Genomic DNA, 25,847 nt, shown 5'->3' on the forward strand with positions numbered 1-25,847 from the left:
TTGCCGGATCGGGGGTGTTGAAAACGTGGGCGCGCAGACTAGGGTGGGTGTCTCAGCAATCGGACAGTTTGAACCTGACAGGAGGCCGGCAGTGAGCACCGAGCTGCGTCGTCTGCGCAATTACATCGGCGGTGAGTTCCGGGACGCCGCCGACGGACGGACCACCGAGGTGGTCAACCCCGCGACGGGCGAGGCGTACGCGACAGCGCCGCTGTCCGGCCAGGCGGACGTGGACGCCGCCATGGCGGCCGCCGCCGAGGCCTTCCCGGGCTGGCGCGACACCACCCCGGCCGAGCGTCAGAAGGCCCTGCTCAAGATCGCGGACGCCTTCGAGGAGCGCGCCGAGGAGCTCATCGCCGCCGAGGTGGAGAACACGGGCAAGCCGATCGGGCTCACGCGGTCCGAGGAGATCCCGCCGATGGTCGACCAGATCCGCTTCTTCGCGGGTGCGGCCCGGATGCTGGAGGGACGGTCGGCCGGCGAGTACATGGACGGCATGACCTCGATCATCCGCCGTGAGCCGGTCGGCGTCTGCGCGCAGGTCGCGCCGTGGAACTACCCGATGATGATGGCCGTGTGGAAGTTCGCCCCCGCGATCGCGGCCGGCAACACCGTGGTCCTCAAGCCCTCGGACACCACCCCCGCCTCGACCGTGCTGATCGCCGACATCATCGGCTCGATCCTGCCCAAGGGCGTCTTCAACGTCGTCACCGGCGACCGGGACACCGGCCGGCTGATGGTCGAGCACCCGACCCCGGCGATGGCCTCCATCACGGGCTCGGTGCGGGCCGGCATGTCGGTCGCCGAGTCGGCCTCCAAGGACCTCAAGCGGGTCCACCTGGAGCTGGGCGGCAAGGCCCCCGTGGTCGTCTTCGAGGACACGGACATCGCCAAGGCCGTCGAGGACATCTCCGTCGCGGGCTTCTTCAACGCCGGCCAGGACTGTACGGCCGCCACCCGCGTCCTCGTCCAGGAGTCCATCCACGACGAGTTCGTCGCCGCCCTCGCCAAGGCCGCGGCCGAGACCAAGACCGGGCAGCCGGACGACGAGGACGTCCTCTTCGGCCCGCTGAACAACCCCAACCAGCTCAAGCAGGTCGCCGGGTTCATCGAGCGCCTCCCCGCCCACGCCAAGGTCGAGGCGGGCGGTCACCAGGTCGGCGACAAGGGCTACTTCTACGCCCCGACCGTCGTCTCGGGTCTGCAGCAGGACGACGAGATCATCCAGCGCGAGGTCTTCGGCCCGGTCATCACCGTCCAGTCCTTCACGGACGAGGACCAGGCGGTCGAGTGGGCCAACGGCGTCGAGTACGCCCTCGCCTCCTCGGTGTGGACCAAGGACCACGGCCGCGCGATGCGGATGTCCAAGAAGCTGGACTTCGGCTGCGTGTGGATCAACACCCACATCCCGCTGGTCGCGGAGATGCCCCACGGTGGCTTCAAGAAGTCCGGCTACGGCAAGGACCTCTCCGGCTACGGCTTCGAGGACTACACCCGCATCAAGCACGTGATGACGTCCCTGGACGTCTGACGGTCAGTCCCGCCCGGGGCCCGCGCTCACCATCCGAGCGCGGGCCCCTTCACGTTGCGGGCCACTGCGCAGGGAGAGCCGGGGGTCACTTCCGCCGCTTTTCCCTGCTTTCTCCCAACTGCTCTTCCCCGTCCGGAGGTTGGCCGGATCAGATCGGTCGAGAGGACCCCCCTCAAGCCCTTGACTGACATGTCCCCTACACATGATCATCACAGCTTGGTCCGAGGAAGTTCAAAGGAACAACTGGGAAACGGGTGGGGCGTGTTGATCCAGCGACGAGGGCGCCGTTGGCGCCATGCGGTGCGGAGCGGGGCGATAGCCGCCGCGCTCCTGGGCGGACTGATACCAGCCGTGGGGGCCGCCGCGCCCGCGGCCGCGCGGGACGGGGCCGCCGAGGCGGCGCCCGACCGCACACCGGAATCGGAGGCGAGCGCCCTCGCGGCGAAGACCGGTAAGCGCGTGGCGGTCGCCGCGGAGACCACCGAATCGACGCAGGTTTTCGCCAACCCGGACGGCACGTTCACCCAGGAGATGAACGCCGCCCCGGTCCGCGCCCAGAAGGACGACGGAGCCTGGGCCCCCATCGACACCACCCTCGTGCGCGCGGCCGACGGCTCGGTGCGGTCGAGGAACACGACGGCCGACCTCGTCCTCTCCGGCGGCGGCAACGGCAAGAACCTGATCCGGCTGGAGGACAAGGGCCACCGGCTGACGCTCGGCTGGCCCACCGCGCTCCCCGCGCCCCGGCTCAGCGGCGCCGACGCCACCTACCCCGACGTCCTCCCCGGCGTCGACCTGAAACTGACGGCGCTCAGCACCGGCTACACCTCGGTCCTCGTGGTCAAGACCGCGCAGGCGGCCAAGAACCCGGCGCTCACGAGGATCAGGATGAGCGTCGGCGGCGACCTCGACATCGCCCCGACGTCCGGCGGCGGCTTCGTCGCGCGCGACGGCGACGGCACCCCCGTCTTCGAGAGCCCGGCCGGGCGGATGTGGGACTCGGCCGGCGACAGCGCGCAGTCCGGCTCCGCGGGCGTCACCCCGCAGCTCGCCCGCACCGCACCGCTGACCGGTGCCGACGGCACGCCGGCTCCGGCACCGGCGGTCCCGCTGCCCGCCGCCAAGGGCGAGCCCGCCCCGGCGGAGGCTCCCAGCAGTGGTGACGCGGCGGCCGACCTCCCGCTCAAGGTCAGCGGCACCGCCCTGGAGATCACGCCCGACCCGGCCCTGCTGCACGGCAAGGACACCGTCTTCCCGCTGTACATCGACCCGCCGACCAAGGGCATCTCCCTCGGCGACTGGACGGCCCTCGCCTCCAACGGCACGAAGTACTGGAAGTTCAGCGGGGACAAGGGCGTGGGGCACTGCTCCAACTACGCCGGCTACCTCTGCTCCAACAGCCCCTACACCCAGCGCATGTACTTCGAGTACCCGCTGTCGTCGATCCACGGGAAGAAGATCCTGGACGCGACGTTCGAGGTGTACATGGTGTGGTCGTTCACCTGCGACGGGCACTGGTACGACCTCAGCCACGTCACCAAGGGCATCTCCGACAGCACCACCTGGTCCAGCCGCCCCTCCGCGGACGACCTGATGGGCGACCGCTTCGTGTCCTACGGGCGGGGCAGCCTGTGCGACCCCTCCCAGCCGGCGAACTGGGTGCGCTTCAGCGACAACGTCTCCGGCGGGGAGACCAACGAGAACCTCACCCCGACCCTCGCCACCCACGCCGCGAACAAGTCGCCGCAGATCACCTTCTCCCTCACCGCGCACGACGAGTCCGACGCGGCCGCCTGGGCGCGCTTCCGCAACGACGCGAAGCTGTCGGTGACCTACATCTCCTACCCGGACAAGCCCACCTCGTACGGCGTCCAGCAGGGCACCACCGGACGGGCCTGCAACGCCTCCACGCTGCCCTTCGCCACCAGTGACACCTCGCCGAAGATGCTGGGTACCGTGCAGTCGGTCGACGGCGCCAACGCCCAGCTGCGCGCCCTGTTCGAGGTGTGGAAGGCCGACGGCTCCAGCCGCGTCTGGTACGCGGCCTCGCCGAGCAGCGCCTGGGTCGCCGACAACGCCGTACGCGACGCGTCGACCAGCACCCTGACGGCGCAGACGAACTACCGGATGCGCGTCAAGACACAGGCGTACTACATGACGGACCGGGGCGACTCCGGCGTCCTGGACTCCGCCTGGTCGTCGTGGTGCTACTTCCGCGTCGACACCGACTCGCCGCCGCCCCCGGTCATCAGCAGCGCGGACGGCGTGTACAAGCCGGCCGCGACCGACCCGGCCGCCGGCGGTGTCGGCACGGCGGGCAAGTTCACCTTCACCCCCGGGGACACCAACCCCACCACCCCCGGCATTCAGTCGGACGTCGTCAGCTACCGGTGGAAGCTGAACAGCGGCTCGCTCTCCAACCCGATCCCGGTCCCCACCGGCACGGCCACCACCCAGACGATCACCCCCAACCAGGCGGGTGAGAACACCATCCAGGTCTGGGGCTACGACGCCGCCGGCCACAGCTCGCTCACCGGCTACTACAGCTTCCTGGTGAAGGGAGCCGAACAGCCCTCCGGCATCTGGCACCTGGACAACGCCCTCACCGACGCCACCACCGCCACCCAGCACCCGCTGACCAACTCCGGCGCCACCTGGGACACCCTGGCCCGCAGCGGCTCCGGCGCGGCGAAGCTGAACGGCACCACCGCCTACCTCTCCACCACCGGCGCGGTCCTGGACACCACGAAGTCCTTCACCGTCTCGGCCTGGGCGCGGCTGACGAAGAACGACGTCAACTACACCGTCCTGTCCCAGGCGGGCACCAACGCCTCCGGGTTCCAGCTGTACTACTCCAGCTCCTACAAGGCCTGGATCTTCAACCGTCACCAGTCGGACATCGTCAACCCCGGCATCACCCGCTCGATCAGCACCAAGCCGCCGGTCCTGAACGCCTGGACCCACCTCACCGGCGTCTACGACGCGGCGAACCAGAACATCCAGCTCTACGTCAACGGCGTCCCGCAGGGCGCGCCGGTGGCGTTCACCACCCCGTGGAAGGCGTCCGGCAACCTCCAGATCGGACGCCTGTGGTACGACGGCGGCGGCAAGGAGAACTTCTCCGGGACCATCGACGAGGTGAAGGTCTGGTCCCGCGCCCTCGCGGACACCGAGGTCGCCCACGAGGCGTGGCTGGAGGACGAGGACCTCAGCGACGGCACCGCCGGTGACCCGGTCCCCGCCCTCGTGGCCAAGTGGGACGCCAAGGACACCGTCAACGCGACCGGCACCACGGTGAAGGACACCAGCGGCTTCGGCCGCACCCTCACCCTCAACGGGGCCGCGCTCACCACCATCACCACCGGTGACCCGGACATCGGCGAAGAGGTCACCACCTCGCAGACGATGACCCTGAACGGCACCAGCGCCTACGCCACCGCCACCGGCCCGGTCGTCGACGACACCGGTTCGTTCACCGCGACCGCCTGGGTCACGCTGGACCCGGCCAAGCTCGCCGACACCACCAAGTCGTACGCGGTGCAGGTGTTCGGCCAGTCCGGGACGAGCCAGTCCGCCTGGGGCGTCTGGTACGAGCAGCCGGCCGGCAGCACCCAGGGCCGCTGGACGTTCGGCCGTCCCGACAAGGACGGCACCGGCGCGGCGTGGACCACGAGCACGTCCGCCGCGGCCACCACGGCCCAGCTGGGCGTCCCGGTGATGCTGACGGTCGTCTACGACGCCCAGTCGGCCGCCGACCCCGACGACACCTCCAAGCTCGGCGGGCTGAAGCTCTACGTCGACAGCGCACTGATGGGCGACGAGGAGGGCGTGCCGTACTCGGCCCCGTGGCAGGGCGGCGGGGCGTTCGAGATCGGGCGGGCGAAGATCAACGGCGCGGCCGCGCGCTACTTCCCCGGAATGATCGACAGCGTCCGTGTGTGGGCCGGAGCCACCTCCACCGCCACGATCGCCGACCGGCGCAACGCCGAGCAGTAGGAGCGGCGGGGCGGGACGGGGCGGGCCGATGCGCCCGTCCTGTCCCGCCCCGCGCTGTTCGCGGCACCGGCCGGTCTTTGCCGAGGCGCCGCCGTGACCCGGCGCGGCGGGCATCGAACGCGCCCGAGCGCCATCAGCCCCCTCAACGAGAACGGGGAAATCACCGTGTCCTCACCACTGTTCCGCCCACGCCCGCCAGGGGCGGCCGTACGCCGCTGGCTCGGCCGCGGCGGACTCGTCGTCTCCCTCGCCCTGCTGCCGCAGGTCGTCGTCCCCTCGCTCTCCGGCTTCGCCGCGCAGGCCCAGACCTCCGCGGCCCGCAAGCCGCTGGAGGACCGGCCCCACGCGAAGATCGACAAGGTGGGCGTGCTCAAGCCCGGCACGTCCAAGGCCCCCCAGGACAAGGCGGCCCCGGCCGCGCAGCGGACCCGTGAGCGGCTGAGGAAGGCCGCCTGGCCGACGCCCGCGAAGGCGACCGCCGACGTCCCGGCGGCCGGCGGTGCCTCGGTCACCGTCGGCGGCCTCGGCGTGAAGCTCGCCCAGGTGCCCGCCGCAGCGCTGAAGAGCAGGACCAAGGTCTCCGGCCCGGCCGACAAGGTCACGCTGGACGTCCACTCCCAGGCGGCCGCGAAGAAGGCGGGCGTCAACGGCGTCCTGCTCAGCGTCGCCCCCGCGTCCGCCGGCGACACCGACAAGCTCCGGGTCTCCCTGAGCTACGCCTCCTTCAAGGACGCCTCCGGCGGCGACTTCGGCCCCCGGCTGCGCCTGGTCACCCTCCCGGCGTGCGCGCTGACCACCCCGCAGAAGGCGTCCTGCCGCACCCGGACCCCGGTGCCGGGCGCGCGCAACGACGCCGCGTCCCAGACCGTCACGGGCACCGTCGCCCCCCGCACCGCGATGCTGCTCGCGGCGGCCACTGACGGCTCGGGCAGCGGCGGCGGCAGCGACTACAGCGCCACCCCGCTGTCCCCGACCGCGACCTGGGAGAGCGGCGGCAGTACAGGTGACTTCACCTGGAACTACCCGCTGCGCGTTCCCCCGGCGACGGCGGGACCGGCCCCGAACCTGTCCATCTCCTACGACTCCGGCTCGGTGGACGGCCGTACCGCGGGGGAGAACAACCAGACCTCGGTGATCGGTGAGGGCTTCTCCATCACGGAGTCCTACATCGAGCGCAAGTACGCCTCCTGCAAGGACGACGGCCAGTCCGGCAAGGGCGACCAGTGCTGGAAGTACGCCAACGCCACCCTCGTCCTCAACGGCAAGGCCGTCGAGCTCGTCAACGCCTGCGCCGACAAGGCGGCCTGTGACACCGCCGCGCTGTCCCAGGCGTCCGGCGGCTCGTGGAAGGTGAAGAACGAGGACGGCACCCGCGTCGAGCACCTCACCGGCGCCACCGGCAACGGCGACGACAACACCGAGTACTGGAAGGTGACCGGCCCCGACGGTATCCAGTACTTCTTCGGCAAGCACCGGCTGCCCGGCTGGAGCGACAAGGGAACCACGGACACCTCCGACGACGACCCGGTCACCAACTCCGTGTGGACGGTCCCGGTGTTCGGCGACGACGCGGGTGAGCCCTGCTACAAGTCGACCGGTTTCGCGGACTCCTCCTGCTACCAGGCGTGGCGCTGGAACCTGGACTACGTCGTGGACACCCACGGCAACGCCTCCACGTACTGGTACAGCAAGGAGACGAACTACTACTCCAAGAACGCCGACACCGCCGTCAACGGCACCAGCTACACCCGCGGCGGCTACCTCAACCGCATCGACTACGGCCTGCGCAGCGACCTGATCTACAGCAAGCCCGCCGCCCAGCAGGTCCGTTTCACCTACGCCGAGCGCTGCCTGTCCTCGTGCACCAGCCTGACGGAGTCCACCAAGGCCAACTGGCCGGACGTGCCGTACGACATGATCTGCGCGTCGGGCACCAAGTGCACCACCCAGATCGGCCCGTCCTTCTTCACCCGCAAGCGCCTGACCGACATCACCACCTCGGTGTGGACCGGCAGCGGCACCACCCAGCGGGACGTGGACACCTGGCACCTGGACCAGAGCTTCCCCGACACCGGTGACGCCTCCTCGGCGAGCCTGTGGCTGAAGTCCATCCAGAACACCGGCAAGGCCAACACCACCACGGCCGCCATGCCGGCGATCGTCTTCGGCGGCGTCCAGATGTCCAACCACGTCGAGGGCAGCGGCCCGGACACCCTGCGCTACATCAAGTGGCGGGTGCGCACCATCAAGTCCGAGACCGGTTCGACGATCACCGTCAACTACTCCGACCCGGACTGCATCTGGGGCTCCAGCATGCCGTCGGCCGTGGACAAGAACTCCCGCCGGTGCTTCCCGGTGAAGTGGTCGCAGTCCGGCGCCGACCCGGTCCTCGACTGGTTCCACAAGTACGTGGTCACCTCGGTCTTCCAGGACGACCCGTACGGCCACAACGACACCATGGAGAAGTACTACGACTACCAGGGCGGCGCCGGCTGGGCGTACGCGGACGACGAGGGCCTGACCAAGGCGTCCAACCGCACCTGGTCGCAGTGGCGCGGCTACGGCAAGGTCGTGGAGACCTCCGGCGACTCCGAGGGCCCGCGCTCCAAGAAGTCGACCCTGTTCATGCGCGGTCTGAACGGCGAGAAGGAACTCGACGGCACCGCCCGCGTGGAGAAGGTCACCGACTCCACCGGCACCGCGATCGACGACTCCCGCCAGTACGCCGGCTTCGTGCGCGAGACGATCGTCTACAACGGCGCCGACGAGGTCAGCGGCACCATCAACACGCCGTGGTCCTACAAGACCGGTAGCCACACCTACAGCTGGGGCACCACCGAGGGCTGGATCGTCCAGCCGGGCCAGGTCGACACCCGCACCAAGACCGCCACCGGCAGCCGCACGGTCACGCAGAAGACCACGTACGACACCACCTACGGCATGCCGCTCACCGTGGAGGACAGCGGCGACGCCGCCAAGACCGGTGACGAGACCTGCACGCGCAAGAGCTACGCCCGCAACACCTCCGCCTGGATCGTCTCCCTCGCCTCCCGGGTGGAGACCTACGCCACCACCTGCACGGCCGTCCCGGCGCTCCCCGACGACGTGATCTCCGACGTCACCACCGCCTTCGACCAGCAGGCCGTCGGCGTCGCGCCCACCAAGGGCGACACCACCGCCTCCTACCGGGTGGCGAGCTACAACCCGGTGGACAAGACGCCCGTCTACCAGCAGGTCTCCAGCTCCACCTACGACAAGCTGGGCCGCCCGCTCACCGCGACCAACGCCCTCAACCGCACGGTCAAGACCACCTACGTCCCCGACGACACCGGCTACGGCCCGCTGACGTCGAAGACCACCACCGACCCCAAGCTCTACACCACCGTCGCCGAGGTGGACCCGGCGTGGGGCTCGGTCACCAAGTCCACCGACGCCAACGGCAACATCACCGAGTGGGCCTTCGACGCGCTCGGCCGCCTGAAGTCGGTCTGGAAGCCCGACCGTTCGCGCGCCCTCAACGACGCCGCGAGCATCGTCTACGCCTACAGCGTCAACAATGACAAGGAGACCTGGGTCCGCACCGACGCCCTCAAGGCGGACGGACAGACCTACAACAGCTCCTACGAGATCTTCGACGGCCTGCTGCGCTCCCGGCAGAAGCAGGTCCCCGCGCCGAACGGCGGCCGGGTGATCTCCGAGACCCTGTACGACGACCGCGGCCTGGCGTTCATGTCCAACACCCAGGTCCACGACAACCTCGCCCCCTCGGGCACCCTCGCCAACACCTTCCCCGGCTCCGTGCCCGCCTCCACCGAGACGGTCTTCGACGCCGCGGGCCGCGCCACCGAGTCCATCTTCCGGGTCTACGACCAGGAGAAGTGGCGCACCAAGACCGACCACCAGGGCGACCGCACCGCGGTCACCGCGGCGGCGGGCGGCACCGGCACGCTGACGATCACCGACGCCCGCGGCCGGACCGTCGAGCGCCGTGAGTACGGCGGCCCGGTCCCGACCGGCACCGCCTACACGCGCACCCTGTTCGAGTACAGCCCCGGCGGCCAGGTCAAGAAGATGACCGGACCCGACGGTGCGGTCTGGACGTACGGCTACGACCTGCGCGGACGCCAGGAATGGGCCGTCGACCCCGACAAGGGCCGCACCGACACCACCTACAACGACGCCGACCAGCCGGTGACGGTCACCACCACGCTCAACGGCGCCTCCCGCACCCTGATCACCGACTACGACGAGCTCGGGCGCAAGATCGGCACCTGGGACGGCGTGCAGGACACCGCCCACCAGCTGACCAAGTTCACCTTCGACACCCTGGCCAAGGGACAGCCGACCGCCTCGATCCGGTACGTCGGCGGCACCACCGGCAAGATCTACTCGCAGGTCGTCACCGGCTATGACGTGCTCAGCCGCCCCAAGGGCACCAAGACCGTCATCGCCGCGACCGACCCGCTCGTCGTCGCGGGCGCGCCGCAGACGTACATCACGTCCATGGCGTACAACATCGACGGCACGCTCCAGTCGACCTCGATGCCCGCGGTGGCCGGACTGCCCGCCGAGACCGTCGTCAACAGCTACAACGGCCTCGGCCTGCTCACCGGCACCGACGGCATGACCGACTACGTCCAGAACATCGGCTACTCCCCGTACGGCGAGATCGAGGAGACCCGCCTGGGCACCTCCACCGGAGCCAAGCAGCTCCAGATCCTCAACCGCTACGAGGACGGCACCCGACGCCTGTCCAACTCCCACACCGTCGACCAGACCAACGCCGGCTACACCAGCGACGTCGACTACGTCTACGACGCCACCGGCAACGTCACCTCGGTCACCGACAACGCGAACGGCAAGGACACCCAGTGCTTCGCCTACGACGGCTACCGCCGTCTGACCGAGGCCTGGACCCCGTCCTCCAACGACTGCGCCACCGCCCGCTCGACGAGCGCGCTCGGCGGCCCGGCCCCGTACTGGAACAGCTGGACCTACAAGACCGGCGGCCTGCGCGACACCCAGGTCGAGCACAAGGCGGCCGGTGACACCACGACCGCCTACGGCTACCCGGCCCTGAAGGCCGACGGCACCGGCCAGCCGCACACCCTGACCTCGGTCGCCGTCAACGGCGGCACCGCCAAGTCGTACACCTACGACGAGCACGGCGACACCACCCAGCGCTACAGCCCCTCCGGGACGGCCCAGAGCCTCCTGTGGGACATCGAAGGAGAACTGGCCCGCCTCACCGAGGGCACCAAGACCACCGACTACCTCAACGACGCCAACGGCGACCTCCTGATCCGCCGCGGCCCCGCGCAGACCGTCCTCTACCTGGCCGGTCAGGAACTGCACTACGACGCGGCCTCGGGCAAGTTCACCGGCCAGCGCTACTACCCGTCCGGCGACGCCACCGCGGTGCGCACCGAGACCGGCCTGTCCTGGCTGGTCGACGACCACCACGGCACCGCCTCGATGTCGGTCGACGCCACCACCCAGGCCGTCACCCGCCGCTACACCAAGCCCTTCGGTGAGGCCCGCGGCACGACCCCCTCGGTGTGGCCCGACGACAAGGGCTTCCTCGGCAAGCCCACCGACACGGACACCGGACTCACCCACGTCGGCGCCCGCGAGTACGACCCGGCCACCGGACGCTTCCTGTCCCTCGACCCCGTCCTCGCCCCCGACGACCACGAGTCCCTCAACGGCTACGCCTACTCCAACAACACCCCCGTCACCAAGTCCGACCCCAGCGGCCTGCGGCCGATCACGGACTGCGAGCGCGGGTGCAGCGACGGCCATGGAGGCACGTACCACGACTACATGACGATGGGTTCGGGCGGTAAGTGGGTCTACCACTCCACGAAGACCTATGACCTGCCCGTGTACTTCGGCGGATACGGCGGAGTCATCACCGTCACCGTGAAGAACGACGGCGGCAAGATCTCCGCGAAGGCCGTCTACAAGGAGGGTCCCGACCCCAAGCCCGCTCTCAAGGAAGGGGAGAAGCGGTTCAACGACATGGAGAGCTACATGTTCGACGAACTGCACAACAACTCCCGGTCCGACGCGGTGAAGGGAATCCAGGGGCTGCTGCGTCCGTGGAAGTGGTACGACGGACTGGCCGGCCGGGACATGGGCCGTGACACGACCGCCGCGCTGGCCATGTGGGCCGGCAAGGTCTGCCCCAAGATCTGCGACTGGGACCACAAGCCCAAGCTGGCCAAGAAGTTCGACCTCGACAAGAACGGCTACTTCATCGACGTTCCGGGGACCGACTACAAGGTCTTCTACGACATGTGGTCGAACATCCACTACGGATATGTGGGCCGGGCCGCGGGATTCGACGCCAAGACGCTCATCGACGGAGCCACGGTCGCCGATCCTCTCCTGGTCGGACAGGACGACCAGGGTGACCACATGACGATGCAGGCCGGCGTCGACCTCTTCGACAAGTACGGCCTCGACCTCACCAGGGAACAGTTCCACGCCGCGGTCGTCGACACGGTCGAGAAGATGTACTCGAAGGGAGTCGACCAGGTGAAGAAGAAGTAAGGCGATATCCCTTCAGGGGCCCGATGCGTTCCGCGGGGAACGGATCGGGCCCCTTCGGGGAATATCCGGAGAATGAGTAGAGTGGCGATCAGGAGGATGTCCTGTGGTTCTTGATTCGGTCGAGGAGCCGAGCGGGCGCACGAGCGGCCGACGACGGCTTCACGGGTGTCTCGGCTCGGTGGTCGTGCTGGCCGTCGCCCTGCTGACCGCCATGATTCTGGGCCGGGCCTGGAACGCCTGTGACGCGGGCGTGAATTCGGCCAACAGCGCTTTTCTCCTGCTGCTGTTCATTCCCGCGCTCTGGATCGTGCTGATGCTCGTCTGGCTGGGCGCCGGCGCGTTTCTGGGTGAACGCCCCCTGGTGCGCGCCCTGGTCCTCGGGGCGCTGATGCTCGCCGTTTCCTGGTGTGCCCTCTCGCTTTTCTGGGAGGCCGACACCTATCACTGCCCCAGCGGCGTACCGCCGTGGTGGCCGGGCTTCGTCCCGACGCCCGGATTCTGAGAGACGGCGCCGAAGGCCGCCGCCGGGGTGCTTTTGAACATGTTCAAATCAGGCGTACGCTCTTCCCATGAGCGACAGAACCGCCCTGCTCCAGGGCATCCGCGCATGGCTCGTGGTCTTCGTCGTCTGCCTGGTGCTCAGCGGCGCCACGGCCTTCCCCCTCGTCCATGAACTGCGCTGGACCGAGGACCTGTTGCGCGCCCTGTCCGCGCCCGACCACCTCCCCGGGCTCATGGAGTGGATCGAGCGCGTACGCCGCGGAATCGACACCGCCGACGCCGACTACCCCTTCCTCCTCTACGGCACCGACTGGCTGGCCTTCGCCCACCTGGTCATCGCGGTCGCCTTCTACGGCCCCTACCGCGACCCCGTCCGCAACATCTGGGTCGTCGAGTTCGGCATGATCGCCTGCGCCGGGATCATCCCGCTGGCCCTGATCTGCGGGCCGATCCGGGGAATCCCCTTCTGGTGGAGCCTGATCGACATGTCCTTCGGGGTGTTCGGAGTGATCCCGCTGTACATCGTCCGGCGGAAGATCAAGCTGTTGGAGAGCCTGACCCCGAACACCCCCGCTCTGGCCGCTACTTGAGCGCCGCCAGGGCGATCCGCCGGGCCACCGGGTTCATCGCCTCCCCCTTCGCGTCCGTCGCGTTCACCGAGTAGACCAGGGTGCGGCTCAGATCCCGGGTGCCGGCGATCACCGCGCTGTAGCCGTACCGCGCCCCCGACTTGATCCAGTACACCGTCCCGCCGTACTCGAACCGCTGGAGCCCCGCGCTGTACGTGGCGCCCTCGATGCCCGAGGGGACCGTGAACATCTCGCGCAGCTGCGGTCCGGGCACGATCCGCCCCCGGAAGAGGGACACCAGCAGCCGCTCCAGGTCCGCCGTCGTCGAGATCATGTCCCCGGCGGCGAACCTGTCGGCCTGGTTCCACTCGGTCACGTCCACCAACTCCGTGGATCCGTCGGCTTTTTCGACCGCCTGATAGCCGTGGTTGTGCGGGCCCAGGATGCACGGGTCGGTGCCGGGGAAGTACGTGTCCCGCATCCCGGCGGGCGCCAGCACCAGCCGGGTGGCCTCGGCGGCGTACGGCCGCCCGGTCACCTTCTCGATCAGCAGGCCCAGGATCGTGTAGTTGATGTTCAGATAGTGCTGCTTCGTGCCCGGGCGGAACTCCGGTCCCTTCGCCACCGCCGACGCCACGACCTGCCGCGGGGTGAGGGTGTCGTAGCGATGCGCGTACTGGTCCTCGAAGGAGTCGCCGAAGCCGTCACCGGCCGGGATGCCGCTGGTGTGGTTGAGCAACTGCCGCACGGTGACCGGCTCGAACGCCTCGCCGAGCAGCCCGGGCAGGTAGTGCTGGACGGGCGCGCCGAGGTCGATCCGGTGCTCCGCCGCCAGTCGCAGCACCGCGGCCGCCGTCACCACCTTCGTCGTCGAACCCGCCCGGAAACGGGCGTCCGGGTCCGCCGCCGAGCCGCTCACCAGGTCGTGCACGCCCGCGCTGCCGCGCCACCTGCCGTCGCTTCCGCCCACCCGCACGAGCGCGGCCGTCGCGTCGGCGTCGGGGAGACCGGCGAGGGCCGCGCTCAGCGCCTCGGCGTCCGGCCCGGTCGAGGCCGCCGGCGCCGCGGCCCTGACGACCGGCGCGGGTGCGGCTGTCGCGGTGGCGGCCAGCGGGCCGGCGGTGGTCAGCAGGGCGAGCGAGGCGGCGAGGACCGTCGTACGGCGGGGCAGGCGCATGCGGGACTCCTGAGGCGTCGGTGAAGGGTTCGTGATCATCCTCCGGGCCGGGGAGCCCGGGGGGATCGTCGCCGAGGAGGGCATGCGTCCCTGAGACGGCCCCGAGCGATCCGACCGCACAGCAGGGGAGTTGTGGGGGACAGCCCCTAAGGTTCTCAGGCGTGGCGCAGGGCGCAGAGGACGTCGACGCGGTTGGTGGTGATCGAGTCGACGCCCAGGTCGATCAGGCGGCGCATGGCGCGGCGGGTGTCGGGGGTCCACACGGACAGCAGACGGCCGCCGCGGTGGACGCGGGCCGCGAGATCCCGGTCCACCAGCGACCAGCGGTAGTTGAGCCAGCGCGGACGGACCACATCGAGCAGGACGGGACGCGGAGGCGCCACGCTGGTGCAGGTCAGGGCGATCTCGGCGGACGGGTCGGCGCCGCGCACGGCGAGCATCGCGGTGGCGTCCGCGCAGTAGTACACGCGGTCCGCCGCCCCGGCCTCCCGTACGACGTCCACGATCCGGCGGGCCGTGCGCACCTCGCGGGTGCCCGGCAGATCGAGCATGAGCCGGGCGCCGTCGGCCGCCGCCAGCGCCTCCGCCAGCGTCGGCACCGCACCGTCCGTCAGAGCGCGCACCTCGGCGGCGCTCAGCTCCCGCAGCGGCCGGTCCCGCTCCCACAGCCGCTTCAGCGTCTCGTCGTGCAGCAGGACGGGCACGCCGTCCTTGGTGAGCCGTACGTCGACCTCGACCACGTCCGCGCCCAGGCGGAGCGCGGAACGCAGCGAGTCGAGCGTGTTCTCGCGGAAGCGGTACGGGTCGCCGCGATGAGCCACGGCAGTCAGCGTCTGCATGGGCCCATTGTGCGGGGACCCGCTCAGGGAGCCAGCCAGTTCGCGGTGTACGAGTCGATCTCCGCGATGATCCTCGCCTTGCCGGGCCCGTCGAGGAAGGACGCCTCGACCGCGTTCCTGGCGAGGTCGGCGACGCCGCGCTCGTCGAGCCGGAGGAGGCGAGCGGCGACCGCGTACTCGTTGTTCAGATCGGTGCCGAACATCGGCGGGTCGTCGGAGTTGACCGTGACCAGGACGCCGGCCTCGACGAAGTCCTTGATCGGGTGCTCGTCCAGGGTGCGGACCGCGCGGGTGGCGATGTTGGAGGTCGGGCACACCTCCAGCGGGATACGGCGCTCGGCGAGATGCGCCAGCAGCTTCTCGTCCCGCGCGGAGCTGGTGCCGTGCCCGATGCGCTCGGCGCCGAGGTGGGTCAGCGCGTCCCACACCGTCTCCGGGCCCGTGGTCTCCCCGGCGTGCGGCACGGAGCGCAGGCCGGCGGCGATGGCCCGGTCGAAGTAGGGCTTGAACTGCGGCCGGGGCACGCCGATCTCCGGTCCGCCGAGACCGAAGGAGATCAGCCCCTCCGGGCGCAGCCGGTCGTCGGTGGCGAGCCGGACGGTCTCCTCGGCGGACTCCAGGCCGGCCTCGCCGGGGATGTCGAAGCACCAGCGCAGCACGGTCCCGAACTCGGTCTCCGCCGCCTTGCGGGCGTCCTCGATCGCGTCCATGAAGGCGCGGGCGTCGATGCCGCGCCGGGTGGAGGAGTACGGAGTGATGGTCAGCTCGGCGTAGCGGACCTGCTGCCGGCCCAGCTCCCGGGCCACCTCGTAGGTCAGCAGCCGTACGTCGTCGGGGGTGCGGATGAGGTCCACGACGGACAGATACACCTCGATGAAGTGCGCGAAGTCCGTGAAGGTGAAGTAGTCGGCGAGGGCCTCGGGGTCCGTGGGGACCTTGGAGTCGGGGTGGCGGGCGGCCAGCTCCGAGACGATCCGCGGGGAGGCGGAGCCGACGTGGTGGACGTGCAGTTCGGCCTTGGGCAGCCCGGCGATGAAGGCGTGCAGGTCCCGGCCGGCCGCGGAGGCGGCGGCAGTGGTGGGGCCGGGGGGCGTGGCGGGCTGCGCGGCGGGGACGTCGTGGGAAGCGTCGGTGCGGTCGGTCAAGGGGTCCTCCCCGGGACGGCGCCCCGGACGGCCGGTGTCCGGCGGGCGGGACGCGGGTGATCGGCTGATCGATGACTCGGGGATCATCGTAGGCCGCGCGGGGGGAGCGGGGGACGGGGCCCTAGCATGAGGCGGAGGACGAAGGGGGATGGTGGGCATGGCCGAGGACGCGTCTACGCCGGGGGTGCCGGAGATACGGCTGGAGAAGCCTGAGGTGCGACTGGAGAAGGGGGAGACGGCAGTGGAGCCGTCGGCCCAGGCGCCCTCCTCCGTCCACCACCAGGAGACGGTCACCTCTCTCCCCGACGCCTCCCAGCCCTCGCCCCCCTCGGACAGCGCTCCCCGTCCCTGGGCGAGTCCCGTCGCCGCGCCCGCGCCCGCCCCGCTCGGCTCGTACCCCCCGCCGCACCCCCTGCCCTACGCCCAGGACGGTGCCGTACCCCCGCCGCCCATAGCGCCGGACGGTCCGGGGCAGCTGCCGTACGGCTATCCGGCCGGGTACGGCTACGGGTATCCGCCGCCCCAGTCCCCGGGATCCGGCTACGGGTATCCGCCGGCCCAGCCGGTCGGCCCCGGAGTGCCCGGCTACTACGGCTGGCCCGGGGCGCGGCCCGAGAGCAACGGCATGGGGATCGCCTCCCTGGTGTGCGGCATCGTCGCGGCCGCCACCTTCTGTCTGTGGCCCCTCGCCATCGTCCTGGGCGTGCTGGCCGTGATCTTCGGTGTCATCGGCCGGGCCAAGGTGAAGCGGGGCGAGGCGTCCAATCCCGGCTACGCGCTGGCCGGGATCATCTGCGGCGCCGCGGGCTTCGTCCTGGGCATCGGGATGGCGATCCTGGTGATCGCGGCCTGACGGTGTACGACGCGGGGGCCGCACCGCAGGCCCCCGGCTCACCCCTCCCGCAGCCGCTCCCGGGCCACCATCAGCGCGAAGCCCAGCAGGTTCGGTCCCTTCCAGCGCCTCGGGTCCTGGGCCTCCTCGTCGGACGCCGCCAGGCCGATGCCCCACACGCGGTCCACCGGGCTGGCCTCCACCAGCACCCGCTCGTCCGTGCCCAGCAGGAACGCGCGCAGGGCGGGGTCGGAGGAGAACTTGTGGACGCTGCCCTCCACGACGAGGCGGAAGCGCTCACGCTCCCACACGCTCTCGTCGAAGCCGCGCACCAGGCGACCCGCCTTCTTCGCCAGCGACGGATGGTCCGCGGCCAGTGCCTTCCGCTCCGCCTCGGCGTCCCCGAAGAGCCGCGCCTTGCCCGCCATCATCCAGTGCTCGGCCGTCGCGTACACGATGTCGTCGACCACGAAGGGTGACGGCCACCACTGGCTCAGACAGCTCGGGCCCAGGCTGCCGTCGGGGCGCGGGCGGTGCCCCCAGAAATGCAGATACTTGATTCTCTCCCCCGCGTCGACCGCCCTGACCAGGGCCTCCCGAGAATCGATGGTCCCCGTGTTCGTCTCCATGCCGGCGAGTGTGGCACGCGCCACTGACACACCGTCCCGGCTTTTCCCTGCCGACTCGACACCTGGTCTACAGATTCCGTCGCGTAACCAAAAGGCAACAACGGAATCACTTGTTGGGGGGCTATTGCTCTGTCAGGATCGGCACTCAAATCGAGCTGGAGCTACGCCAGCCGCCCCCGTGGACAGCGGGGCGACGGCGGAGGAGAGCGACATGCAGAACCCGGACAGCGCCAAGCGGAACCGCGAGCGATGTACCGTGCCGGAACGCCTCGCGGCAGGCGCGCAGTACATCGACGGACGGCTCGTGCGGGGCACCTCGGGTCGTACCCACTCGGTGATCGACCCCGCCACCGGTGAGGCCGTCCACACCTACGAACTGGCCGGCACCGCCGACGTGGACGCGGCCGTCGCCGCCGCCCGGACCGCCTTCCCGGGCTGGTCCGGCGCCACCCCCGGCGAACGCTCCGACGCCCTGCACCGCTTCGCCGCCGTCCTCGCCGACCGCGCCGAGGAGTTCGCCCGCGCCGAGTCCCTCCAGTGCGGCAAGCCGCTGAAGCTGACCCGGGAGTTCGACGTCCCGGGCACCATCGACAACACCGCCTTCTTCGCGGGCGCCGCCCGGCATCTGGCGGGCCAGTCCGCAGGGGAGTACTCCGGCGACCACACGTCGTACGTACGGCGCGAGGCCATCGGCGTCGTCGGCTCCATCGCGCCCTGGAACTACCCCCTCCAGATGGCCGCCTGGAAGATCCTCCCGGCGATCGCCGCGGGCAACACCATCGTCCTGAAGCCGGCCGAGCTCACCCCGCTCACCTCCCTCCTCTTCGCCCTCGCGGCGACGGACGCCGGCATCCCCGACGGGGTCGTCAACATCGTCACCGGGACCGGGCGCGAGGCCGGTGAGCACCTGGTCGGGCACCCCGACGTCGCCATGACCTCCTTCACCGGCTCCACCCCCGTCGGCAAGCGGGTCGCCGAGATCGCCACCGCCACCGTCAAGCGCCTCCACCTGGAGCTCGGCGGCAAGGCCCCCTTCGTCGTGTTCGACGACGCCGACCTGGAAGCCGCCGCCCACGGCGCGGTCGCGGGCTCCCTCATCAACACCGGGCAGGACTGCACCGCCGCCACGCGCGCGTACGTGCAGCGGCCCCTCTACGACGCCTTCGTGGAGCGCACCGCCGCCCTCATGGAGACCGTCCGCGTCGGCGACCCCTTCGCCGACGGCACCGACATCGGCCCGCTCATCTCGCACGTCCAGCGCGACCGCGTCGCCGCCTTCGTCGACCGCGCCCGCTCCTCCGCGCGCGTGGTGACCGGCGGCGAGGCCCCCCAGGGCGATCTCAAGGACGGCGCGTACTATCTCCCCACCCTGATCGCGGACGCCGCCCAGGACAGCGAGGTCGTCCAGTCCGAGATCTTCGGTCCCGTGCTCGTCGTCCTGCCCTTCGACAGCGACGACGAGGGCATCCGGCTCGCCAACGACACCCCCTACGGCCTCGCCGCCTCCGCGTGGACCCGGGACGTCTTCCGGGCGAACCGTGCCACGCGTGAGATCGCGGCGGGCTGTGTGTGGGTCAACGACCACATCCCGATCATCAGCGAGATGCCCCACGGCGGATACCGCGCGTCCGGCTTCGGCAAGGACATGTCCGCCTACTCGTTCGAGGAGTACACGCAGATCAAGCACGTCATGTTCGACAACACCGCGGTCGCTCGGAAACCCTGGCACCGCACCGTCTTCGGGGACCGATAGCAGACCGGCCGCCTGACCCGCGGCCGCCCACCCTCCGAAAGGGCACCACGCGCATGGAGCAGTACGAGCCCGACGACCGCCTGTCACCGGCCCAAGTGGCCGCGATGCGGCGCAGCCTCCGCAACGGCCGGGCGGCCCTGACCCGCCGGTCGCTGCTGCGCGCCTCCACGGGCGGCGCGCTGACGCTGGGCGGACTCGGGGCGCTGAGCGCCTGCGGCATCCCCGCGGCCGGCAAGACCGAGGGCGGCACGTCCGCCGACGACCGCTCGGCCAAGGAGAAGACCCTCTCCTTCTCCAACTGGACCGAGTACATGGACGTCGACGACGCCGGGAAACACCACCCGACGCTCGACACGTTCACCAAGCGGACCGGCATCAAGGTCAAGTACACCGAGGACATCAACGACAACAACGAGTTCTTCGGCAAGATCAAGCCGCAGCTCGCGGCCGGCCAGGACACCGGCCGGGACATCATCGTCCTCACCGACTGGCTGGCCGCCCGCCTCATCCGCCTCGGCTGGGTGCAGAAGCTCGACCCGTCGCACCTGCCGCACGCCTTCGCCAACCTGTCGGGCCAGTTCCGCAGCCCCGACTGGGACCCGGGGCGCGCCTACTCGTACCCCTGGCAGGGCATCTCCACCGTCATCGCCTACAACAAGAAGGCGCTCGACGGCGTCGAGGTGAAGTCGGTCTCCGACCTGCTCGACAACCGCAAACTCAAGGGCAAGGTCGGCTTCCTCACCGAGATGCGCGACAGCATCGGCATGACCCTGCTCGACATGGGCAAGGACCCGGGCACCTTCACCGCCGACGACTACGACGCGGCCATCGCCCGCCTCCAGAAGGGCGTCGACAACGGCCAGATCCGCCGCTTCACCGGCAACGACTACACCGCCGACCTCACCAAGGGCGACCTGGCGGCCTGCATCGCCTGGGCCGGCGACGTCGTCCAGCTCAAGGCGGACAGCCCCGACGTCGACTTCGTCATCCCCGACAGCGGCTACATGACGTCCAGCGACAACATGCTGATCCCCAACAAGGCACGGCACAAGACCAACGCCGAGCGGCTGATCGACTACTACTACGAGCCGCAGCCGGCCGCCGAGCTCGCCGCCTACATCAACTACGTGTGTCCCGTGGACGGTGTGAAGGACGAGCTGGCGAAGATCGACGAGGACGCGGCGAACAACCCGCTGATCCTCCCCGACAAGGCCATGCAGGCCAAGTCCCGCTCCTTCCGCTCGCTGACGGCGAAGGAAGAGACGGCGTTCGAAGAGAAGTTCGCGAAGCTCACTGGGGCGTGACGAGATGACGACGACAGACCACAGCGGCGACGTCCGCCTCTCCGGTATCAGCAAGACCTACGGCGCCTTCACCGCCGTCCAGCCGCTCGACCTGACCGTGCCCCAGGGCTCCTTCTTCGCCCTGCTCGGCGCCTCCGGCTGCGGCAAGACCACCACCCTGCGCATGATCGCCGGCCTGGAGGAGCCCACCACGGGCACCGTCCACCTCGGCGACCAGAACGTGACGGCCCTGCCGCCGTACAAGCGCCCGGTGAACACCGTCTTCCAGTCCTACGCCCTCTTCCCGCACCTCGACATCTTCGAGAACGTCGCCTTCGGCCTGCGCCGGCGCGGCATCAAGAGCGTGAAGAAGCAGGTCGAGGACATGCTGGAGCTCGTCCAGCTCGGCGAGCAGGCCCGCAAGAAGCCGCATCAGCTCTCCGGCGGCCAGCAGCAGCGTGTCGCCGTGGCCCGCGCTCTTATCAACCACCCCAAGGTGCTCCTCCTCGACGAGCCCCTCGGCGCCCTCGACCTCAAGCTGCGCCGCCAGATGCAGCTGGAGCTCAAGCGCATCCAGACCGAGGTCGGCATCACCTTCGTACATGTCACGCACGACCAGGAGGAGGCCATGACCATGGCCGACACGGTCGCCGTGATGAACGCGGGCCGCGTCGAGCAGCTCGGCTCGCCCGCCGACCTGTACGAGAACCCGCAGACGACCTTCGTCGCGAACTTCCTCGGCACCTCCAACCTCATCGAGGCCGAGGTCGACACCAAGAGCGGCGACGACATCGTCCTCAAGGCGGGCGGCGGCAAGCTCGTCCTGCCCGAGGCCCGCTGCGCCGCGCCCACCACGGCCGGCGGCAGGGTGCTGGTCGGCGTGCGCCCCGAGAAGATCTCCCTCACCCACGCCGACGACGCGGGCGAGATCGCCGAGGGCCGCAACCGCGTCACCGGCAGGATCGCCGACGCGAGCTTCATCGGTGTCTCGACGCAGTACGTCATCGACACGCCCGTGTGCCCCGAGTTCGCGGTCTACGTCCAGAACGTCGAGCGCGACGGCCGGCTCGTCCCCGGCGCGGAGGTCGTCCTGCACTGGAGCCCGGCGCACACCTTCGGCCTCGACGCGGCCCAGGACATCGACGCGGGCACCGAGGAAGAGGCGGCCGCCTGATGTCGACCCTCACCGAGGCGCCACCGCCTCTCGCCCCGACGGCACCCGAGGAGAAGCCGCCGCGCAAGCGGGGCCGCTGGACGCCGTACTGGCTGCTGCTGCCCGGCATGCTCTGGCTGATCGTCTTCTTCGCGCTGCCGATGGTCTACCAGGCCTCCACGTCCGTGCAGACCGGCTCCCTGGAGCAGGGCTACAAGGTCACCTGGCACTTCGCGACGTACTGGCACGCCCTGAGCGACTACTGGCCGCAATTCCTGCGCTCGGTGCTCTACGCGGGCACCGCGACCGTCCTGTGCCTGCTGCTCGGCTACCCGCTCGCCTATCTGATCGCCTTCCGCGCGGGCCGCTGGCGCAACCTGATCATGATCCTGGTGATCGCGCCCTTCTTCACCAGCTTCCTGATCCGCACGCTCGCCTGGAAGACGATCCTCGCGGACGGCGGCCCGGTCGTCGGCGCCCTGGACTCGCTGCACGTCCTGGACGTCACCAGCTGGCTCGGCATGACCTCCGGCGACCGTGTGCTGGCCACCCCGCTCGCGGTGGTCTGCGGTCTGACGTACAACTTCCTGCCCTTCATGATCCTGCCGCTCTACACCTCCCTGGAGCGCATCGACGGCAGGCTGCACGAGGCCGCCGGCGACCTCTACGCGCGGCCCTGGACGACCTTCCGCAAGGTCACCTTCCCGCTGTCGATGCCGGGCGTGGTCTCCGGCACGCTGCTGACGTTCATCCCGGCGTCCGGCGACTACGTCAACGCCGAACTCCTCGGCTCCACCGACACCCGCATGATCGGCAATGTCATCCAGACGCAGTTCCTGCGCGTCCTGGACTATCCGACGGCCGCCGCCCTCTCCTTCATCCTGATGGCCGGAATCCTGCTCATGGTCACCTTCTACATCCGCCGGGCCGGGACGGAGGATCTGGTCTAAATGCCCTTCGTCAACTGGCTCAAGCGCCATCTCGTCGTCATCGCCGGCCTGGTCACGCTCGCCTATCTGCTGCTGCCCAACGTCGTCGTCACGGTGTTCTCCTTCAACAAGCCGAGGGGGCGCTTCAACTACGAGTGGCAGCAGTTCTCCACGGACGCCTGGAAGGACCCGTGCGGCGTCGCCGACATGTGCGGCTCGCTCTCCATCAGCCTCCAGATCGCCTTCTGGGCGACCCTCGGCGCCACCGCCCTCGGCACGATGATCGCCTTCGCGCTCGTCCGCTACCGCTTCCGCGCCCGCGGCGCCGTGAACTCGCTGATCTTCCTGCCGATGGCGATGCCCGAGGTCGTCATGGCCGCCTCGCTGCTCACCCTGTTCCTCAACCTGGGCGCGCAGCTCGGCTTCTGGACGATCCTCATCGCCCACATCATGTTCTGCCTCAGCTTCGTCGTCACGGCGGTGAAGGCGCGCGTGATGTCGATGGACCCGCGGCTGGAGCAGGCGGCACAGGACCTCTACGCGGGCCCGGTGCAGACCTTCCTGCGCGTCACCCTGCCCATCGCGGCCCCCGGAATCGCCGCGGGCGCGCTGCTCGCCTTCGCGCTCTCCTTCGACGATTTCATCATCACCAATTTCAACGCGGGTTCGACCGTCACCTTCCCCATGTTCGTCTGGGGCTCGGCGCAGCGCGGTACGCCCGTTCAGATCAACGTCATCGGTACGGCCATGTTCCTGGTCGCCGTACTGCTGGTATTGACCTCCATGGTCATCGGCAATCGCCGCAACAAGCAAAAGGCGTAAGTCCTTTTCGGAAATCCTCTGTAGGGAGTTGAAATCATGGCCCCAAGCGCCATGAGCTCTGGCAATCACTGGACCAAGGCACTCTCTGAAGCCCAGCCGGTGCCGTTCTGGCTGGAAGACCCCGGAAAGCCCCGCCCCGAGCCCGCGCTCACCGGCCCCGAGACCTGCGATCTGCTGGTCGTCGGCGGCGGGTACAGCGGACTGTGGACCGCGCTCGTCGCCAAGGAGCGCGAGCCGCAGCGGGACGTGGTCCTTCTGGAGGGGCGCGAGGTGGGCTGGGCCGCCTCGGGCCGCAACGGCGGCTTCTGCGCCGCCTCGCTCACCCACGGCCTGCCCAACGGCCTCGCCCGCTGGCCCGACGAGATCCACCGGCTGCAGGAGCTGGGCGAGCGCAACCTCGACGAGATCGAGGCGGCCGTCGCCCGGTACGGCATCGACTGCGACTTCGAACGCACCGGCGAGATCGACGTCGCGACCGAGACGTACCAGGCGTGGGAACTGCGCGACTGGTACGAGGAGCTCGAACGCAAGGGCCTCGCCGAGGGCGTCGAGTTCCTCGACGCCGACGCGGTCCGCGAGCAGGTCAACTCCCCGACCTTCGAGGCCGGCCTGTACGACCGCCGGGGCGTGGCCATGGTGCACCCCGCCAAGCTCGCCTGGGGCCTGAAGCAGGCGTGCGTCCGGCTCGGTGTCCGCGTCTACGAGCACACACCGGCGCTCACCCTGAAGCCGTACGGCGCCGGCATGGCCGTCACCACCCCGTACGGCCGGGTCCGCGCCCGGCAGGTGGCGCTCGGCACGAACATCTTCCCGAACCTGGTCAAGCGGGTGCGCGCGTACACCGTCCCGGTCTACGACTACGCGCTGATGACCGAACCGCTGACCGACGACCAGCTCAAGGAGATCGGCTGGCACAACCGCCAGGGCCTCGGGGACTCGGCGAACCAGTTCCACTACTTCCGGCTGTCCGCCGACAACCGGATCCTGTGGGGCGGCTACGACGCGATCTACCCGTACGGCGGACGGGTGCGCGCCGAGTACGACGACCGGCCGGAGACGTACGCCAAGCTCGCCGGGCACTTCTTCACCTGCTTCCCGCAGCTGGAGGGGGTGCGCTTCAGCCACGCCTGGGGCGGGGCCATCGACACCTGCTCGCGCTTCTCGGCGTTCTTCGGCACCGCCCATCACGGCAAGGTGGCGTACGCGGCGGGCTATACCGGGCTCGGAGTGGGCGCCACCCGGTTCGGCGCCGAGGTGATGCTCGACCTTCTGGCGGGGGAGCGGACCGAGCGGACCTCCCTGGACATGGTCCGCCGCAAGCCGCTGCCCTTCCCGCCCGAACCCTTCGCGTGGACCGGCATCGCGCTGACCAAGTGGTCGCTGGCCCGCGCCGACGCGCACGCCGGGCGGCGCAACCTGTGGCTGCGGACCATGGACCGGCTGGGCCTGGGCTTCGACAGCTGACGGTGACTCGGGTCACCGTCAAAAAGTGCGGCGAACCCGCGTAATGCCCGCCGGGCGACCTCCCTCTTCCCTGCGTGACGCGACCGCGTCCACGACAGAAAGAGGGAGGTCTTCTCATGACAGGGGCGAAGACGGCGGTCGAATGGCTGGCATCCGTCGCACCGGATCCCGAGGCCTGCCGCTGGGAGTGGGAGCGCAACCCCCTGGGGGTCGCGCTCCTCCCCGCCGGCAAGGCCTGGGACGTCCTGATCCTGCCGGGCGACCTCGGCCATCCCACCCTCGACGTGCTGACCCGGATCCTCGACCGGCCCGGGCCGGTCCTGGTCGACTTCGGGGACGACCGGATGGGCTTCTTCGTACCGCCCGGGACCGCCGCGCGCTGGGTCGGCACCGGAATCCGCACCGCCGGCGCCGGCACCTGGATCGTCGTGCCGTACCCGGGCCGGGCCGGCGGCGGCGTCCGCTGGCTCGTCGCGCCGGACGGCTCCGGCACCCTCACCGACCCGGCACTGCTCGAACTGGCCCTGCACGAGGCGGCGGCGGGCCTGGCGGACGGAAGCACCGACCAGGGCCAGTCCTAGGGCACCCCCTCGCCCCGACCACCGACCTGGCCGGGGCCCCGGCACCCGCCTCCGCTCACGCCGGCCGTCCGTGCGGCCGGCGCGGGAC

The 25,847-nt window shown here is 70.1% G+C and carries 17 protein-coding genes; 13 read left to right on the forward strand and 4 right to left on the reverse strand.

Features of this window, described 5'->3' with window-relative positions; translation table 11 throughout:
• Nucleotides 1–91: 91 nt before the first annotated feature.
• The 5 genes from ACZ5NW_RS19280 to ACZ5NW_RS19300 all read left to right on the forward strand — a co-directional run bounded on the left by ACZ5NW_RS19280 (nucleotide 92) and on the right by ACZ5NW_RS19300 (nucleotide 13,173).
• Entirely contained in the window at nucleotides 92–1,531 is a 1,440-nt protein-coding gene (locus ACZ5NW_RS19280; RefSeq protein ID WP_468745022.1) for a gamma-aminobutyraldehyde dehydrogenase, read from the forward strand.
• Nucleotides 1,532–1,990: 459 nt separating this feature from the next.
• Entirely contained in the window at nucleotides 1,991–5,527 is a 3,537-nt protein-coding gene (locus ACZ5NW_RS19285; protein WP_468745109.1) for a LamG-like jellyroll fold domain-containing protein, read from the forward strand.
• Nucleotides 5,528–5,692: 165 nt separating this feature from the next.
• Nucleotides 5,693–12,082 (forward strand): RHS repeat-associated core domain-containing protein, encoded by a 6,390-nt coding sequence (locus tag ACZ5NW_RS19290; RefSeq protein ID WP_468745023.1) that lies wholly within the window; start codon nucleotides 5,693–5,695, stop codon nucleotides 12,080–12,082.
• Nucleotides 12,083–12,260: 178 nt separating this feature from the next.
• Nucleotides 12,261–12,584 carry a hypothetical protein gene (locus tag ACZ5NW_RS19295; RefSeq protein WP_468745024.1) on the forward strand — a complete coding sequence of 108 codons (324 nt, stop codon included), beginning with the start codon at nucleotides 12,261–12,263 and terminating at the stop codon, nucleotides 12,582–12,584.
• Nucleotides 12,585–12,651: 67 nt separating this feature from the next.
• Nucleotides 12,652–13,173, forward strand: a complete 522-nt coding sequence (locus tag ACZ5NW_RS19300) for a hypothetical protein (RefSeq protein ID WP_468745025.1) — start codon at nucleotides 12,652–12,654, stop codon at nucleotides 13,171–13,173.
• Here the strand turns inward: ACZ5NW_RS19300 and ACZ5NW_RS19305 are convergent.
• The 3 genes from ACZ5NW_RS19305 to ACZ5NW_RS19315 form a co-directional block, all read right to left on the reverse strand.
• Complete coding sequence (locus tag ACZ5NW_RS19305) at nucleotides 13,166–14,329, reverse strand: serine hydrolase domain-containing protein (RefSeq protein WP_468745026.1); 1,164 nt, start codon at nucleotides 14,327–14,329, stop codon at nucleotides 13,166–13,168. The two genes, ACZ5NW_RS19300 and ACZ5NW_RS19305, sit on opposite strands and share 8 nt — an antisense overlap.
• A 155-nt stretch (nucleotides 14,330–14,484) precedes the next feature.
• Nucleotides 14,485–15,168 (reverse strand): glycerophosphodiester phosphodiesterase, encoded by a 684-nt coding sequence (locus tag ACZ5NW_RS19310; protein WP_468745027.1) that lies wholly within the window; start codon nucleotides 15,166–15,168, stop codon nucleotides 14,485–14,487.
• Nucleotides 15,169–15,191: 23 nt separating this feature from the next.
• Nucleotides 15,192–16,214, reverse strand: a complete 1,023-nt coding sequence (locus tag ACZ5NW_RS19315) for an adenosine deaminase (RefSeq protein WP_468745110.1) — start codon at nucleotides 16,212–16,214, stop codon at nucleotides 15,192–15,194.
• A 256-nt stretch (nucleotides 16,215–16,470) separates the two neighbouring features.
• Here ACZ5NW_RS19315 and ACZ5NW_RS19320 point away from each other — a divergent pair, with 256 nt between their 5' ends.
• The gene (locus tag ACZ5NW_RS19320) at nucleotides 16,471–17,166 is read left to right on the forward strand and encodes a DUF4190 domain-containing protein (protein ID WP_468745028.1); all 696 of its coding nucleotides are present in this window, start codon (nucleotides 16,471–16,473) and stop codon (nucleotides 17,164–17,166) included.
• A gap of 38 nt (nucleotides 17,167–17,204) precedes the next feature.
• Here the strand turns inward: ACZ5NW_RS19320 and ACZ5NW_RS19325 are convergent, their stop codons facing one another.
• On the reverse strand, nucleotides 17,205–17,774 hold the full coding sequence (locus ACZ5NW_RS19325) for an NADAR family protein (RefSeq protein WP_468745029.1): 570 nt from the start codon (nucleotides 17,772–17,774) through the stop codon (nucleotides 17,205–17,207).
• Between the two features lie 211 nt (nucleotides 17,775–17,985).
• Here ACZ5NW_RS19325 and ACZ5NW_RS19330 point away from each other — a divergent pair, with 211 nt between their 5' ends.
• From ACZ5NW_RS19330 to ACZ5NW_RS19360, 7 genes are all read left to right on the forward strand, one after another.
• On the forward strand, nucleotides 17,986–19,527 hold the full coding sequence (locus tag ACZ5NW_RS19330; protein ID WP_468745030.1) for a gamma-aminobutyraldehyde dehydrogenase: 1,542 nt from the start codon (nucleotides 17,986–17,988) through the stop codon (nucleotides 19,525–19,527).
• A 53-nt stretch (nucleotides 19,528–19,580) separates the two neighbouring features.
• Nucleotides 19,581–20,831, forward strand: a complete 1,251-nt coding sequence (locus tag ACZ5NW_RS19335; protein WP_468745031.1) for a polyamine ABC transporter substrate-binding protein — start codon at nucleotides 19,581–19,583, stop codon at nucleotides 20,829–20,831.
• 4 nt (nucleotides 20,832–20,835) lie between these two features.
• Entirely contained in the window at nucleotides 20,836–21,984 is a 1,149-nt protein-coding gene (locus ACZ5NW_RS19340) for an ABC transporter ATP-binding protein (protein WP_468745032.1), read from the forward strand.
• A complete protein-coding gene (locus tag ACZ5NW_RS19345) occupies nucleotides 21,984–22,913 on the forward strand; it encodes an ABC transporter permease (RefSeq protein WP_468745033.1) in 930 nt (309 codons plus the stop codon). Before ACZ5NW_RS19340 ends, ACZ5NW_RS19345 begins: the two co-directional genes overlap by 1 nt.
• Nucleotides 22,914–23,714: an ABC transporter permease gene (locus tag ACZ5NW_RS19350; RefSeq protein WP_468745034.1), complete on the forward strand. Its 801-nt coding sequence runs from the start codon at nucleotides 22,914–22,916 to the stop codon at nucleotides 23,712–23,714.
• 36 nt (nucleotides 23,715–23,750) lie between these two features.
• On the forward strand, nucleotides 23,751–25,178 hold the full coding sequence (locus ACZ5NW_RS19355; RefSeq protein ID WP_468745035.1) for an NAD(P)/FAD-dependent oxidoreductase: 1,428 nt from the start codon (nucleotides 23,751–23,753) through the stop codon (nucleotides 25,176–25,178).
• Between the two features lie 116 nt (nucleotides 25,179–25,294).
• Complete coding sequence (locus ACZ5NW_RS19360; protein WP_468745036.1) at nucleotides 25,295–25,759, forward strand: bifunctional DNA primase/polymerase; 465 nt, start codon at nucleotides 25,295–25,297, stop codon at nucleotides 25,757–25,759.
• The last annotated feature ends 88 nt before the right edge of the window (nucleotides 25,760–25,847 follow it).

Source organism: Streptomyces sp. NPDC032126, assembly GCF_055580085.1.